The sequence below is a fragment of the Candidatus Burkholderia verschuerenii genome (assembly GCF_001189365.1).
Taxonomy (GTDB): Bacteria; Pseudomonadota; Gammaproteobacteria; order Burkholderiales; family Burkholderiaceae; genus Caballeronia; species Caballeronia verschuerenii.
The window spans coordinates 14,128-28,126 of the sequence record NZ_LFJJ01000015.1; the positions used below are offsets into that span (position 1 = coordinate 14,128).

12 protein-coding genes and 1 pseudogene are annotated in these 13,999 nt (G+C 62.1%); 11 read left to right on the forward strand and 2 right to left on the reverse strand.

What is annotated here, in order from left to right:
- Positions 1-3 precede the first annotated feature (3 nt).
- From bamA to BVER_RS05345, 8 genes and pseudogenes are all read left to right on the forward strand, one after another.
- The gene (bamA, locus tag BVER_RS05310; protein WP_050452394.1) at positions 4-2,316 is read left to right on the forward strand and encodes an outer membrane protein assembly factor BamA; all 2,313 of its coding nucleotides are present in this window, start codon (positions 4-6) and stop codon (positions 2,314-2,316) included.
- An 81-nt stretch (positions 2,317-2,397) separates the two neighbouring features.
- Positions 2,398-2,922: an OmpH/Skp family outer membrane protein gene (locus tag BVER_RS05315; protein WP_050452395.1), complete on the forward strand. Its 525-nt coding sequence runs from the start codon at positions 2,398-2,400 to the stop codon at positions 2,920-2,922.
- Between the two features lie 29 nt (positions 2,923-2,951).
- On the forward strand, positions 2,952-4,037 hold the full coding sequence (gene lpxD, locus BVER_RS05320; RefSeq protein ID WP_050452396.1) for a UDP-3-O-(3-hydroxymyristoyl)glucosamine N-acyltransferase: 1,086 nt from the start codon (positions 2,952-2,954) through the stop codon (positions 4,035-4,037).
- 153 nt (positions 4,038-4,190) lie between these two features.
- The gene (gene fabZ / locus BVER_RS05325; RefSeq protein ID WP_050452423.1) at positions 4,191-4,649 is read left to right on the forward strand and encodes a 3-hydroxyacyl-ACP dehydratase FabZ; all 459 of its coding nucleotides are present in this window, start codon (positions 4,191-4,193) and stop codon (positions 4,647-4,649) included.
- Positions 4,650-4,711: 62 nt separating this feature from the next.
- Positions 4,712-5,500 carry an acyl-ACP--UDP-N-acetylglucosamine O-acyltransferase gene (gene lpxA / locus BVER_RS05330; protein WP_050452397.1) on the forward strand — a complete coding sequence of 263 codons (789 nt, stop codon included), beginning with the start codon at positions 4,712-4,714 and terminating at the stop codon, positions 5,498-5,500.
- A 12-nt stretch (positions 5,501-5,512) separates the two neighbouring features.
- On the forward strand, positions 5,513-6,679 hold the full coding sequence (gene lpxB / locus BVER_RS05335; protein WP_050452398.1) for a lipid-A-disaccharide synthase: 1,167 nt from the start codon (positions 5,513-5,515) through the stop codon (positions 6,677-6,679).
- A complete protein-coding gene (rnhB, locus tag BVER_RS05340; RefSeq protein ID WP_050452399.1) occupies positions 6,679-7,389 on the forward strand; it encodes a ribonuclease HII in 711 nt (236 codons plus the stop codon). The genes lpxB and rnhB overlap by 1 nt, the downstream gene beginning before the upstream one ends.
- A gap of 31 nt (positions 7,390-7,420) precedes the next feature.
- Positions 7,421-8,193 (forward strand): annotated as a pseudogene (locus BVER_RS05345) (TrmH family RNA methyltransferase).
- A 7-nt stretch (positions 8,194-8,200) separates the two neighbouring features.
- Here BVER_RS05345 and ppsR read toward each other — a convergent pair.
- Entirely contained in the window at positions 8,201-9,019 is an 819-nt protein-coding gene (ppsR, locus tag BVER_RS05350; protein ID WP_050452400.1) for a posphoenolpyruvate synthetase regulatory kinase/phosphorylase PpsR, read from the reverse strand.
- 502 nt (positions 9,020-9,521) lie between these two features.
- Here ppsR and ppsA point away from each other — a divergent pair.
- From ppsA to BVER_RS05365, 3 genes are all read left to right on the forward strand, one after another.
- Positions 9,522-11,939 (forward strand): phosphoenolpyruvate synthase, encoded by a 2,418-nt coding sequence (gene ppsA / locus BVER_RS05355; protein ID WP_050452401.1) that lies wholly within the window; start codon positions 9,522-9,524, stop codon positions 11,937-11,939.
- A 97-nt stretch (positions 11,940-12,036) separates the two neighbouring features.
- Entirely contained in the window at positions 12,037-12,465 is a 429-nt protein-coding gene (locus tag BVER_RS05360) for an NfeD family protein (protein ID WP_050452424.1), read from the forward strand.
- A gap of 22 nt (positions 12,466-12,487) precedes the next feature.
- Positions 12,488-13,414: an SPFH domain-containing protein gene (locus tag BVER_RS05365; RefSeq protein WP_157055934.1), complete on the forward strand. Its 927-nt coding sequence runs from the start codon at positions 12,488-12,490 to the stop codon at positions 13,412-13,414.
- Between the two features lie 36 nt (positions 13,415-13,450).
- Here the strand turns inward: BVER_RS05365 and smpB are convergent, their stop codons facing one another.
- On the reverse strand, positions 13,451-13,900 hold the full coding sequence (gene smpB / locus BVER_RS05370; RefSeq protein WP_050452403.1) for an SsrA-binding protein SmpB: 450 nt from the start codon (positions 13,898-13,900) through the stop codon (positions 13,451-13,453).
- Positions 13,901-13,999: the final 99 nt, after the last annotated feature.

Here is a 13,999-nt window from a genome sequence, read left to right on the forward strand (position 1 = left end):
ACGTTGTTCAAACCTCATCGCTTTGTTCCTAAGACGGCCGTGGCCGCGGCGCTCGCCGCAACGGGCATGGCGGCACACGCCACCACGCCGTTCGTCGTGCAGGATATCCGGATCGAAGGGCTTCAACGCATCGAACCGGGCTCCGTGTTCGCGTATCTGCCGATCAAGCAAGGCGATACGTTCAGCGACGACAAGGCCTCCGAAGCGATCCGCGCGCTCTACGCAACCGGCTTCTTCAACGACGTCCAGATCGCGACGGAAGGCAACGTCGTGATCGTGCAGGTGCAGGAACGTCCCGCTATTTCGAATATCGATTTCGCCGGTCTGCACGAGTTCGACAAGGACACCATCGGCAAGGCGCTGCGTTCGGTCGGTCTGTCGCAAGGCCGCTCGTACGACAAGGCGCTGCTCGATCGCGCGGAGCAGGAGCTCAAGCGCCAATATCTGACGCGCGGGTTCTACGCGGCCGAAGTCACCACGACCGTGACGCCGGTGGACCGCAATCGCGTCGCCATTCTGTTCACCGTGGCGGAAGGCCCGAGCGCGAAGATTCGCCAGATCAACTTCGTCGGCAACAAGGTGTTCAGCTCGAGCACGCTGCTCGGCGAAATGCAGTTGTCCACGCCGAACTGGTTCTCCTGGTACACGAAGAGCGACCTCTACGCGAAGGAAAAGCTCACGGGCGACCTCGAAAATGTCCGCTCGTACTATCTGAATCACGGTTACCTCGAGTTCAGCATCGACTCCACGCAGGTGTCGATTTCGCCGGACAAGAAGGATATGTACCTGACCATCGCCGTGCACGAAGGCGAGCCGTACAAGGTCAGCAGCGTGAAGCTCGCGGGCAATCTGCTGGATCGCGAGACGGAGCTCAAGAAGCTCATCACGGTGAAGGAAGGCCAGCTGTTCTCGGCCGAGAAGCTGCAGGCCACCACCAAGGCCATCGTCGACAAGCTCGGCGAATACGGCTACGCGTTCGCGCAGGTCAATGCGCAGCCGGAAATCGATCAGGTTCATCACACCGTCGCGTTGACGCTGCAGGTCGATCCGAGCCGCCGCGTGTATGTGCGCCGCGTGAATATCGTCGGCAATACGCGTACGCGTGATGAAGTGGTGCGCCGCGAAATGCGTCAGCTCGAAAGCTCGTGGTTCGATTCGAGCCGTTTGGCGCTGTCGAAGGACCGTATCAATCGTCTCGGCTATTTCACGGACGTCGATGTCACGACCGTGCCGGTCGAAGGCACCGCCGACCAGGTCGACGTGGACGTGAAGGTCGCCGAAAAGCCGACCGGCGCGATCACGCTGGGCGCGGGCTTCTCGTCGACGGACAAGGTCGTGCTGTCGGCGGGCGTGTCGCAGGACAACGTGTTCGGTTCGGGCACGAGTCTGTCGGTGAACATCAACACCGCCAAGACGTACCGCACGCTGACGGTCACGCAGGTCGATCCGTACTTCACCATCGACGGTATCAAGCGCATTACCGACGCGTACTACCGCACGTATCAGCCGCTGTACTACTCGACGGATTCGAGCTTCAAGATCGTCACGATGGGCGCGGACACCAAGTTCGGTATCCCGTTCTCGGAGCAGGACACGGTGTTCTTCGGCGTCGGCGCCGAACAGAACACGATGGACGTCGATTCGGCCACGCCGCAGTCGTACATCAACTACGTGAACGAATTCGGCCGCGTGGTGAACAACTATCCGCTGACGGTGGGCTGGTCGCGCGACAATCGCGACAGCGCGCTGGTGCCGAGCCGCGGTTACTACATCCAGTCGAACGCGGAATACGGCACGCCGATCGGTAATACGACCTACGCCAAGTTCGACGCGCAGTTCCAGTATTACTACTCGTTCGCGCGCGGCTTCGTGCTCGGCTTCAACTTGCAGGGCGGCTACGGCAAGGGTCTCGACGGCCAGACGTACCCGATCTTCAAGAACTACTACGCGGGCGGTATCGGTTCGGTGCGCGGCTACTCGCCGAGTTCGCTGGGTCCGCGCGACGCGAAGACCAACGACCCGATCGGCGGCTCGCGCATGGCGGTGGGTAATATCGAACTGACGTTCCCGCTGCCGGGCACGGGGTACGACCGCACGCTGCGCGTCTTCACCTTCCTCGATGCCGGTAACGTCTGGGGCGACCCGAATCAGGGCGGCACGAGTTCGGGTGCGAACGGCCTGCGTTACGGCTACGGTCTGGGTCTCGCGTGGATTTCGCCGATCGGCCCGCTCAAGCTGAGCCTGGGTTTCCCGCTGCAGAAGCATGAAGGCGACCAGTATCAGAAGTTCCAGTTCCAGATCGGTACGGCGTTCTGACGCCCCGGCCCAACGTGCGGACTTCCATCATTTCGACGTACTGTGAGGAACACTTTGCGAACCGGTAAGCTTTCGAAACACATGGCGCTTGCGTTATCGATGTTTCTCGGCCTGGGCGCGGCGGCGAGCGCGAGCGCTCAGGAAGCGCGCATCGCGGCGGTCAATTCGGACCGCATCCTGCGCGAGTCTTCGGCGGCCAAGGCGGCACAGTCCAAGCTCGAGCAGGAATTCTCCAAGCGCGACAAGGCCTTGCAGGACATGGCGCAGCGTCTAAAGGCGATGTCGGACAACATCGACAAGAACGGCGCGAGCATGGCGCCGACCGATCGCGCGGCGCGTCAGCGCGACCTCGCCCAGCTTGACGCGGATTTCCAGCGCAAGCAGCGCGAATTCCGCGAAGACCTGAATCAGCGCCGCAACGAGGAACTCGCGGCGGTGTTGGACCGGGCGAACAAGGTCATCAAGCAGATTGCGGAACAGCAGCATTACGATCTGATTGTGCAGGAAGCGGTGTACGTGAGCCCGCGCATCGATATCACCGATCAGGTGCTGAAGGCGCTCGCCGCCGCGTCGCCGGGCGGCGCAAGCGGCACGAGCCAGAACTGACCAGGAGCAGCATACGCATGGCAGCAGGCATGGCGATCACGCTCGACGAACTGGTGAAGCGCTTCGGCGGCGAAGTGGTCGGCGATGGCGCGCATCGCGTCGGTGGGCTGGCGCCGCTCGACAAGGCGGGGCCCGCGCAACTCGCATTTCTCGCGAATCAGAAGTATCTGCCGCAGGTGGAGACCACGGCCGCCGGCGCGGTCCTGATCTCGCCCGCGGATATCGAAAAACTCAGCAAGCGCGACGGCGGTAATTTCATCGTCACGCCGAATCCTTACGCTTATTTCGCGCGCGTGGCGCAGGCGTTCATCGACCTGGCCGCGCCGAAGGCGGTGCCGGGCGTGCATCCAGGCGCGTATGTCGATCCGGCGGCCAAGGTCGCGGCGAGCGCCGTCATCGGGCCGCACGTCACGGTGGAAGCGGGCGCGGTGGTCGGCGAGCGCGTGAAGCTGGACGCGGGCATCGTGGTCGGACGCGGCGTGACGCTGGGCGACGACGTGCATCTGTATCCGAACGTCACGGTCTATCACGGCTGCAAGCTGGGCGCGCGTGTAATCGTTCACGCGGGCGCGGTGATCGGCGCGGACGGTTTCGGATTCGCGCCGGATTTCGTGGGCGAAGGCGATTCGCGCACTGGCACCTGGGTGAAGATTCCGCAGGTCGGCGCGGTCGATATCGCCGACGACGTCGAAATCGGCGCCAACACCACAATCGATCGCGGCGCGATGGCGGATACCGTCATCGAGCACAGCGTGAAGATCGATAATCTCGTGCAGATCGGCCATAACTGCCGCATCGGCGCGTACACGGTCATCGCCGGGTGCGCGGGCATCGCGGGCAGCACGACGATCGGCAAGCACTGCATGATCGGCGGCGCGGTCGGTATCGCGGGACACGTGACGCTGGCGGATTACGTGATCGTCACGGCGCAGTCAGGCGTGTCGAAATCGCTCACGAAGGCGGGCATGTACACCAGCGCGTTTCCGGCCGTGCCGCACGCGGACTGGAACAAGAGCGCCGCCGTGGTGCGCAATCTCGACAAGCTTCGCGACCGCATCAAGGCGCTGGAAACGGCGCTTGCCGAGCGCGACGGCGACGCGCCGGACAAAGCCTGAGCACGCAGACACGCATCACAGCAGCAAGCAAGAGCGGACCGGCCCGAGCCGCCAGAGCAGAGACGCAGACAAGGTATCCCACGCGGACGTGCGCCATCGGGCCGCGTCCGCAGTCAAATTTCCGCGCATGACACGCGCGCGAGCAGAATGACCATGAGCACAGAAAAAATCAATCTCGACATTCACAAGATCCTCACGCTGCTGCCGCATCGCTATCCGATCCTGCTCGTGGACCGCGTGCTCGAACTTGAGCCGCACAAGAGCATCAAAGCGATCAAGAACGTGACGATCAACGAGCCGTATTTTCAGGGCCATTTCCCGACGCGGCCGGTGATGCCGGGCGTGCTCATTCTGGAAGCGCTCGCGCAGACCGCGGCGCTGCTGACCTTCGCCGAAGAGCCGCACGATCCGGAGAAGACGCTGTATTACTTCGTCGGCATCGACGGCGCGCGCTTCAAGCGGGTCGTGGAACCGGGCGATCAGCTGGTGCTCAACGTCACGTTCGAGCGGTACATGCGAGGCATCTGGAAGTTCAAGGCGCGTGCCGAAGTGGATGGCGCGCTGGCCGCCGAAGCCGAGCTCATGTGTACCGTGAAGAACACCGACGCCTGAGTCTGACTCGAGCGTTTTGCGTTCCTGGATACGAGCAGCACGAACAGCATAGGCGAGGCAGCATGAGCAAGATTCACCCTACCGCGATCATCGAAGCGGGCGCGCAACTCGACGAATCCGTCGAGATCGGGCCGTACGCGATCGTCGGTGCGCACGTCGTCATCGGCGCGGGCACGACGGTCGGGTCGCATAGCGTGATCGAAGGTCACACGACCATCGGACGCAAGAACCGCATCGGCCATTACGCGTCGATCGGCGGACGTCCGCAGGACATGAAGTACAGGGACGAGCCCACGCGGCTCGAAATCGGCGACCGCAACACAATCCGCGAATTCACCACGCTGCATACCGGCACGACGCAGGATCAGGGCGTGACGTCGATCGGCAGCGACTGCTGGATCATGGCGTACGTGCACGTCGGCCACGATTGCCGGCTCGGCAACAACGTGATCATGTCGAGCAACGCGCAACTGGCGGGCCATGTCATCGTCGGCGATCACGCGATCGTCGGCGGCATGTCCGGCGTGCATCAGTTCGTGCGGATCGGCGCGCATTCCATGCTGGGCGGCGCATCGGCGCTGGTGCAGGACGTGCCGCCATTCGTCATCGCGGCGGGCAACAAGGCCGAGCCGCACGGCATCAACGTCGAAGGACTGCGTCGGCGCGGCTTTACGCCGGATGCCATCTCGGCGCTGCGTCAGGCGTATCGCATCGTGTACAAGAGCGGTTTGTCGCTCGAAGAAGCCAAGCTGCAACTCGCCGATCTCGGCGCGGCCGGCGGCGAGGGCGACGCGCCCGTCAAGGACTTCCTCGATTTCATCGCCACCTCGCAGCGCGGCATCATCCGCTAATCACGCCGCCCGATGACGCAGATCATTTCTCCGCCGCGCGTCGCAATGGTCGCCGGCGAGCCTTCTGGCGACCTGCTCGCGGCGTCGCTGCTCGACGGCCTTCGCCGGGTCCTGCCCGATGGCACGCGTTATAGCGGCATTGGTGGGCCGCGCATGAAGGCGGTCGGCTTCGAAGCGCACTGGCCGATGGACAAGCTCACCGTGCGCGGCTACGTCGAAGCGCTGAAGCATATCCCCGAGATTCTCGGCATCCGCAACGAGATCAAGCGGCAACTGCTTGCGGAACTGCCGTCGGTGTTCGTCGGCGTCGACGCGCCCGATTTCAATTTCGGGCTCGAGCAGCCGTTGCGCGAAGCCGGCATTCCGACCGTGCATTTCGTGTGTCCGTCGATCTGGGCGTGGCGCGGCGGGCGCATCAAGAAGATCGCCAAGGCCGTGGATCACATGCTCTGCGTGTTCCCGTTCGAGACCGCGATTCTGGACAAGGCGGGCGTGGCGTCGAGCTACGTCGGCCATCCGCTGGCCGATGAAATTCCGCTGGAGCCGGATGTCGCGGGCGCGCGGCGCGAACTGGGTATCGCGGAAGGCGGGCCGGTGATCACCGTGCTGCCGGGCAGCCGTCGATCGGAAATCGAACTGATCGGCCCGACGTTTTTCGACGCGATGGAGTTGATGCAACTCCGCGAACCCGGCGTGCGCTTTCTGATGCCTGCCGCCAATCCCGCGCTGCGCGAATTGTTGCAGCCGCTGATGGACGCGCATCCGCATCTGTCGCTGACGATCACCGATGGCCGCGCGCAAGCCGCGATGACCGCCGCCGACGCGATCCTCGTGAAAAGCGGCACGGTCACGCTGGAAGCCGCGCTGCTCAAGAAGCCGATGGTCATCTCGTACAAGGTACCCTGGCTGACGGGTCAGATCATGCGCCGGCAAGGCTATCTGCCGTACGTGGGTCTGCCCAACATTCTCGCGGGCCGCTTCGTGGTACCGGAAATCCTCCAGCACTTCGCGACGCCCGAGGCGCTTGCCGACGCCACGCTGAAACAGTTGAACGACGACGCCAACCGCCGTACCCTGACGGAAATCTTCACCGACATGCATATCGCGCTGCGGCAGAATACGTCGCAGAAGGCGGCGGAAGCCGTCGCGCGGGTGCTGGAAACGCGGAGACCGCGATAATGGCGCGTGCTGCCAAAGCCAATTCGACGCAGGGCGGACTCGACTTCAGTTCGCCGTTGGACGTGATTTGCGGCGTCGACGAAGCAGGGCGCGGGCCGCTCGCCGGACCGGTCGTGGCCGCCGCCGTGATCTTCGATCCGGCGAAGCCGCGCATCAACGGACTGGACGATTCCAAGGCGCTCTCGGCCAAGCGGCGCGAGGAGTTGTACGAGAAGATCGTCGATCGCGCGCTGGCGTTTTGCATCGCGTCGGCGAGCGTCGAGGAAATCGACACCATCAACATCCTGCACGCCAGCATGCTCGCGATGAAGCGCGCCGTGGAAAGCCTGTCCGTCATGCCGACGCTTGTCAAGGTCGACGGCAACCGCTGCCCGGTGCTGTCGATCCGCTCGGAAGCGGTCATCGGCGGCGATGCGCTGATCAAGCAGATTTCGGCGGCGTCGATTCTCGCGAAAGTCACGCGCGATCGCATGCTGGTCGACCTCCATCAAACCTTTCCGATGTACGGCTTCGACGTGCATTCGGGCTACGGCACGCCGCAGCATCTGAAGGCGCTGCGCGAACATGGGCCGTGCGTGCATCATCGGCGTTCGTTTGCGCCGGTACGCGAGGCGCATGCGCGCCTGGGTTCGGTGTTGCCGGAAATCGCGCCGGAAGTGCTCGAAGTCAGCGCCGACCTCGAAGGCGACTCGGACGCGCTCGCGTTCTGAGCGGCGTTCCGCGTCTGTCATTCATCTCAACGTGAAATCCATCACTTCGCGGGACAACCCGCTCTACAAACGCCTGAAGGCGCTCGCCGGTTCGACGGCGCAGCAGCGTCGCAGCGGGCACGCATTGCTCGAAGGCCTGCATCTCGCCTCCGCTTATCTCGATACGGCGGGCTAGCCGGAAAGCTGCGTCGTCCCGAAGGCGCGCTCGCTCACGACGAAGCACGCGAGATCGTCGCCCGCATCGAGGAAAAACGTGTGATCGTGCTGCCCGATGCCTTGTTCGGTCAGCTATCGAGCGTCGTGCACGGCGTCGGCATGTTGTTGCTGGTCGAGAAAATCGACGCCGCGATGCCCGAACGCGTGACCGACACCTGCGTGATTCTCGACGGCATTCAGGACGCGGGCAACGTCGGCTCGATTCTGCGCAGCGCGGCGGCGGGCATCAAGCATGTGTTCTGCGCGCCGGGCACGGCTTACGCGTGGTCGTCGAAGGTGCTGCGCTCGGGCATGGGCGCGCATTTTCTGCTGGATATCTTCGAGGATGTTGAGCCGGACGGTTTGATCGCGCGTCTCGATGCGCCGGTCACCATCACCGATTCGCATGGCGCCACCGCGATCTACGATTGCGATCTGTCGGGCGCGCTCGCGTGGGTGTTCGGCAACGAAGGCGCGGGCGTGTCGCAAATCTGGCGCGATGCCGTGACGCATCGCGTGACGATTCCTCAACCGGGCGGCATGGAATCGCTGAACGTGGCGGCTGCGGCGGCGATCTGTCTGTTCGAGCAGTGCCGCCAGCAGCGCTAGTGAACGCTCAATAGTGGGACGGGCGTTCTGGCTTGATTTCCTGCAGGATCGTCGTGGCGATTTCCTCGATCGACTTGTGCGTCGACGACAGCCACTTGATGCCTTCGCGCTTCATCATCGATTCGGCTTCGTTGATCTCGAAGCGGCAGTTTTCGATCGCCGCGTACTTGCTGCCCGGCCGGCGCTCGTTGCGAATCTCGGCCAGACGTTGCGGATCGATCGACAACCCGAACATCTTCGTGCGATGTTCGAGCAGCGGCGTGGGCAACTTGCCGCGTTCGAAGTCTTCCGGAATCAGCGGATAGTTCGCCGCCTTCACGCCGTACTGCATGGCAAGATAAAGGCTCGTCGGCGTCTTGCCGCTGCGCGATACGCCGACCAGAATCACATCGGCTTCGGCGAGATTGCGGTTCGACTGGCCGTCGTCGTGCGCGAGCGAGAAGTTGATCGCCTCGATACGGTTCTTGTATTCCTCGGTGTCCGCGTTCTGGTGGACGCGGCCCATTGCGTGCGTCGACTTGATTTCGAGTTCGTGTTCCAGCGGCTCGATAAAGGTCTGGAACATGTCCAGCACCAGCGCGTTGCATCCCTTGACGACTTCGTTCGAGGCGCTATCGACCAGCGTGGTGAACACGATCGGCCTGCGCCCGTCGAGCGCGACGGCTTCGTTGATCTTCTGCACGGTCGCATAGGCCTTGTCGATCGAATCGACGAAGGGCACGTGCACGAGCCGGAATTTCTGGTCGAACTGGGCGAGGATCGAATGCGCGAAGGTTTCGGCAGTGATCCCGGTACCGTCGGAAACGATGAATACGGAAGGCGGCATCGGCGGATGGAATCGTAAAGAGGGAACGAGTTGAAGCGAAGCGGCTCAAATGCTGTCAAACAATCACGCCAGGGTCATGGCGCCGGAATGACCTGTGTTAAGGTAACTGACCTTTTGGTTCAAGGCGGCAGCGTGTACGCTGTCCCACCAACAGGCGTCAAAGATCTCGATTTTGCCTCGGAATGACTGCCTTGGCCGAGACTATTTTGAAAACCGGCAAGGTAGAATAGCGGGAAACCTGTTCGATAAGCAATTGCGGACAAATTGATTCGGATTTTCGTCAAATCGCGGTCGTTTCGTTGCTTTTCGTTACTCAAAGCCACGTTTTCGAGCAGATTTCCCGACCTCCCGTTTCTTTTTGATCGTGCCTCGTTCTGACGGCGCGAGTCTCCCCGAATGCTTATCAAACAGGTTGTGCGAGATGCGCGTGCGTTTCCAATGAACGCCCGCGCATGTGAGCCCACTCGTGCGATCGAGAATTCCATCCACCTTAGGGGCTTGTATGACTAACGCAGTTAATGTTGCGAACGATGTCGCAAAGGATCAGGCGTATGTAGTTCCATTCGAGCAGTTGCGAATGACCGACGTGGAAATCGTCGGCGGCAAGAACGCGTCGCTCGGCGAAATGATCAGCCAGCTTTCCGAAGCCGGCGTTCAGGTGCCGATGGGTTTCGCGACGACCGCGCTCGCCTTTCGCGACTTCCTCCAGCACAACGATCTGACGGACCGCATCGCCAAACGTCTCAAGACGCTCGACGTCGACGACGTGAAAGCGCTCGCCGAATGCGGCAAGGAAATCCGCCAGTGGATCGTCGACGCGCCGATGCAGCCGCGTCTCGAAGACGAAATCCGCCGTCAGTTCGACATCCTGCAGAACGGCTCGCCCGACGAACTCTCGTTCGCCGTGCGTTCGTCCGCGACCGCGGAAGACTTGCCCGACGCATCGTTCGCCGGTCAGCAGGAAAGCTATCTGAACGTGGTCGGCATCGAAGACGTGCTCGATCGCATGAAGCACGTGTTCGCGTCGCTGTATAACGACCGCGCCATTTCTTATCGCGTCCACAAGGGCTTCACGCACGCGGAAGTCGCGTTGTCGGCGGGCGTGCAGCGCATGGTCCGTTCGGACGTCGGCGCGGCCGGCGTGATGTTCACCATCGACACCGAATCGGGCTTCAAGGAAACCGTGTTCATCACGTCGAGCTACGGCCTGGGCGAAACGGTCGTGCAGGGCGCCGTGAATCCGGACGAGTTCCACGTCTTCAAGCAGACGCTCGCGCAGGACAAGTATCCGATCATCCGTCGCTCGATCGGCTCGAAGCTCATCAAGATGGAATTCACCAATCCGGGCGAACCGGGCCGCGTGAAGACCGTCGATGTGGCGCACGAGCAGCGCAACCGCTTCTCGATCACCGACGAAGACGTCATCCAACTGGCGAAGTACGCGGTCATCATCGAAAAGCACTACGAGCGTCCGATGGACATCGAGTGGGGCAAGGACGGCCGCGACGGCAAGATCTTCATTCTCCAGGCGCGCCCGGAGACGGTGAAGAGCCAGTCGACCGGCAAGGCCGAAATGCGCTTCAAGCTTAAGGGCCAGTCGCAAGTGCTGGCGACGGGCCGCGCGATCGGTCAGAAGATCGGCGCGGGTCCGGTACGCGTCATTCACGATCCGTCGGAAATGGAACGCGTGCAACCGGGCGACGTGCTGGTTGCCGACATGACCGACCCGAACTGGGAACCGGTGATGAAGCGCGCATCGGCCATCGTGACGAATCGCGGCGGGCGTACTTGCCACGCGGCGATCATCGCGCGTGAACTGGGCGTGCCGGCGGTGGTCGGCTGCGGCGACGCGACCGACGTGCTGAAGGACGGCGCGCTGGTTACCGTGTCGTGCGCGGAAGGCGACGAAGGCAAGATCTACGACGGCCTGCTCGAAACCGAAGTGACGGAAGTGCAGCGCGGCGAACTGCCGAAGATTCCCGTCAAGATCATGATGAACGTCGGCAATCCGCAACTCGCATTCGACTTCGCGCAGTTGCCGAACGCGGGTGTGGGTCTCGCGCGCCTCGAATTCATCATCAACAACAACATCGGCGTGCATCCGAAGGCGATTCTGGAGTACCCGAACATCGACGCCGACCTGAAGAAGGCGGTCGAGAGCGTCGCGCGCGGTCATGCATCGCCGCGTGCGTTCTATGTCGACAAGCTGACCGAAGGTATCGCCACGATCGCGGCGGCGTTTTATCCGAAGCCCGTTATCGTGCGTCTGTCGGACTTCAAGTCGAACGAGTACAAGAAGCTGATCGGCGGTTCGCGCTACGAGCCGGACGAAGAAAATCCGATGCTCGGTTTCCGTGGCGCATCGCGTTACATCGCGGAAGACTTCGCCGAAGCGTTCCATATGGAATGTATCGCGCTGAAGAAGGTGCGCGAGGAAATGGGTCTGGACAACGTCGAGATCATGGTGCCGTTCGTGCGGACGCTGAAGCAGGCGGATCGCGTGGTCGAACTGCTGAAGAAGTTCGGTCTGGAGCGCGGCAAGAACGGCCTCAAGCTCGTGATGATGTGCGAAGTGCCGTCCAACGCGATTCTCGCCGAGCAGCTCCTGGAGCGCTTCGACGGCTTCTCGATCGGCTCGAACGACCTGACGCAGCTGACGCTCGGCCTCGACCGCGACTCGGGCATGGAAGTGCTCGCGGCGGACTTCGACGAGCGCGACGAAGCGGTGCAGTTCATGCTGAAGCGCGCCATTGAAACGTGTCTGCGGATGAAGAAGTACGTCGGTATCTGCGGTCAGGGTCCGTCGGACCATCCGGATCTGGCCGAATGGCTGGCGAAGGAAGGCATCGAATCGATGTCGCTAAATCCGGACACGATCATCGATACGTGGCAGCAATTGGCGAAGACCTTGTCAAAATAGGTCGATGACGCACCTTTCCACTTGCTTTCGGATTGGTGCAGCGTGATATAAAAAACACCCCGGAACGTTCCGGGGTATTTTCGTTTGGAGACCGATGATGGAAACGGGCGGGCTGATGTGGTGGGTCGCGGCGGGCGCGCTGATCTTCGCGGAGTTGTTCACCGGCACGTTCTATCTGCTCATGATCGCGCTTGGGATGATCGCGGGCGGCATCGCCTATGTGATCGGCGCGATGCCGCATGTGCAGATGGGCGCGGCGGCGTTGATCGCGCTGATCGCGGTCGCGGTGTTGTGGCGCTCGCGCTTCGGCAACTGGAAGCGCCGCGATGCCTCGCACGATGCCGCCGTCAATCTCGACATCGGCGCGACGCTCGAAGTCGATCAATGGCGCGATCGCCGCGCGCGTGCGATGTATCGCGGCGCGCAGTGGGACGTGGAGCTCGCGCCGGGCGAGACGGAGGGCGCGCGGATTTATCGCATCACGGCGCTCGAGGGCAATCGCCTGATCGTCGCGGCCAAACGCTAGTCTGATAAGGAGAAGAATGTCCATGTACTTCGCGCTGATCGTGCTCATCATCGCGATCGTGATCGTCTCGAAAACGGTCAAGATCGTGCCTCAACAGCATGCCTGGATCATGGAGCGGCTTGGCCGCTATCACGCCACGCTCTCGCCTGGCCTGAATATCGTGCTGCCGTTCATCGACCGCATCGCGTACAAGCACGTGCTCAAGGAGATTCCGCTCGAAGTGCCGAGTCAGGTCTGTATCACGCGCGACAACACGCAATTGCAGGTCGATGGCGTACTGTACTTCCAGGTCACCGATGCGATGAAGGCCTCGTATGGATCGAGCAACTTCGTGTTCGCGATCACGCAGCTTTCACAGACCACGCTGCGTTCGGTCATCGGCAAGCTGGAACTCGACAAGACTTTCGAGGAGCGCGATTTCATCAACCAGAGCATCGTCAATGCGCTGGACGAAGCGGCGTCGAACTGGGGCGTGAAGGTGCTGCGCTACGAGATCAAGGATCTGACGCCGCCGAAGGAAATTCTTCACGCCATGCAGGCGCAGATCACGGCCGAACGCGAAAAACGCGCGCTGATCGCGGCATCGGAAGGGCGCAAGCAGGAGCAGATCAATCTGGCGTCGGGGGCGCGCGAGGCGGCGATTCAGAAGTCGGAAGGCGAACGTCAGGTGGCGATCAATCAGGCGCAGGGCGAGGCGGCCGCGATTCTCGCGGTGGCGGAGGCGAACGCGCATGCCATCGAAAAAATTGGCGCTGCCATTCAGACGACGGGCGGCATGGAGGCGGTGAATCTCAAAGTAGCGGAGCAGTATGTCGGCGCGTTCGGCAATCTGGCGAAGCAGGGGAACACGCTGATCGTGCCGGGCAACATGTCCGATATGAGCTCGATGATCGCGTCGGCGCTGGCGATCGTGAAGGGCGATGGCGGCGGTCTGATCAAGAAGAGTTAAAAGCAAACGGGGCGCCTTGAAGCGCCCCGTTTCGTTTTACCGTGCCGCCGTCCGCATCAACCGCGCGCGCTCGCGATCCCAGTCGCGCTTCTTCTCGGTCTCGCGCTTGTCGTGCAGCTTCTTGCCCTTCGCCAGACCGATCTCGCACTTCACGCGGCCTTCCTTGTAGTGGAAGTTCAGCGGCACGAGCGTATTTCCGCGCTGCTCAACCTTGCCGATCAGCTTGTCGATCTGATCGCGATGCAGCAGCAGCTTGCGCGTGCGCACCGGATCGAGATTGGCGAATTTCGACGCCTCGGGCAGCGGGCTGATATGCGTGCCGATCAGAAACAGCTCGCCCGCCTTGATGACGACGTAACCTTCCTTAATCTGCCCGCGCCCGGCGCGCAGCGCCTTGACTTCCCAGCCTTCGAGCACGAGACCGGCTTCGTAGCGCTCTTCGATAAAGTAATCGAAGAAGGCTTTTCTGTTGTCGATGATGCTCATGAATGGAAAGTGCTCAACTCGTTTAAAATCACGATTTTAGCAGCGCGTCGTCCCGCAGACGAAGCCACGCCGCGTCGTTCGTCGCGCCGCAGCCCGAAA

Coding starts and splice junctions, on each gene's coding strand:
- lpxB (WP_050452398.1), top strand. CDS start 5,513: ATGACGCAGATCATTTCTCCGCCGCGCGTCGCAATGGTCGCCGGCGAG.
- rnhB (WP_050452399.1), top strand. CDS start 6,679: ATGGCGCGTGCTGCCAAAGCCAATTCGACGCAGGGCGGACTCGACTTC.
- smpB (WP_050452403.1), bottom strand. CDS start 13,900: ATGAGCATCATCGACAACAGAAAAGCCTTCTTCGATTACTTTATCGAA.
- lpxD (WP_050452396.1), top strand. CDS start 2,952: ATGGCGATCACGCTCGACGAACTGGTGAAGCGCTTCGGCGGCGAAGTG.
- BVER_RS05365 (WP_157055934.1), top strand. CDS start 12,488: ATGTACTTCGCGCTGATCGTGCTCATCATCGCGATCGTGATCGTCTCG.
- fabZ (WP_050452423.1), top strand. CDS start 4,191: ATGAGCACAGAAAAAATCAATCTCGACATTCACAAGATCCTCACGCTG.
- lpxA (WP_050452397.1), top strand. CDS start 4,712: ATGAGCAAGATTCACCCTACCGCGATCATCGAAGCGGGCGCGCAACTC.
- ppsR (WP_050452400.1), bottom strand. CDS start 9,019: ATGCCGCCTTCCGTATTCATCGTTTCCGACGGTACCGGGATCACTGCC.
- ppsA (WP_050452401.1), top strand. CDS start 9,522: ATGACTAACGCAGTTAATGTTGCGAACGATGTCGCAAAGGATCAGGCG.
- BVER_RS05315 (WP_050452395.1), top strand. CDS start 2,398: ATGGCGCTTGCGTTATCGATGTTTCTCGGCCTGGGCGCGGCGGCGAGC.
- BVER_RS05360 (WP_050452424.1), top strand. CDS start 12,037: ATGGAAACGGGCGGGCTGATGTGGTGGGTCGCGGCGGGCGCGCTGATC.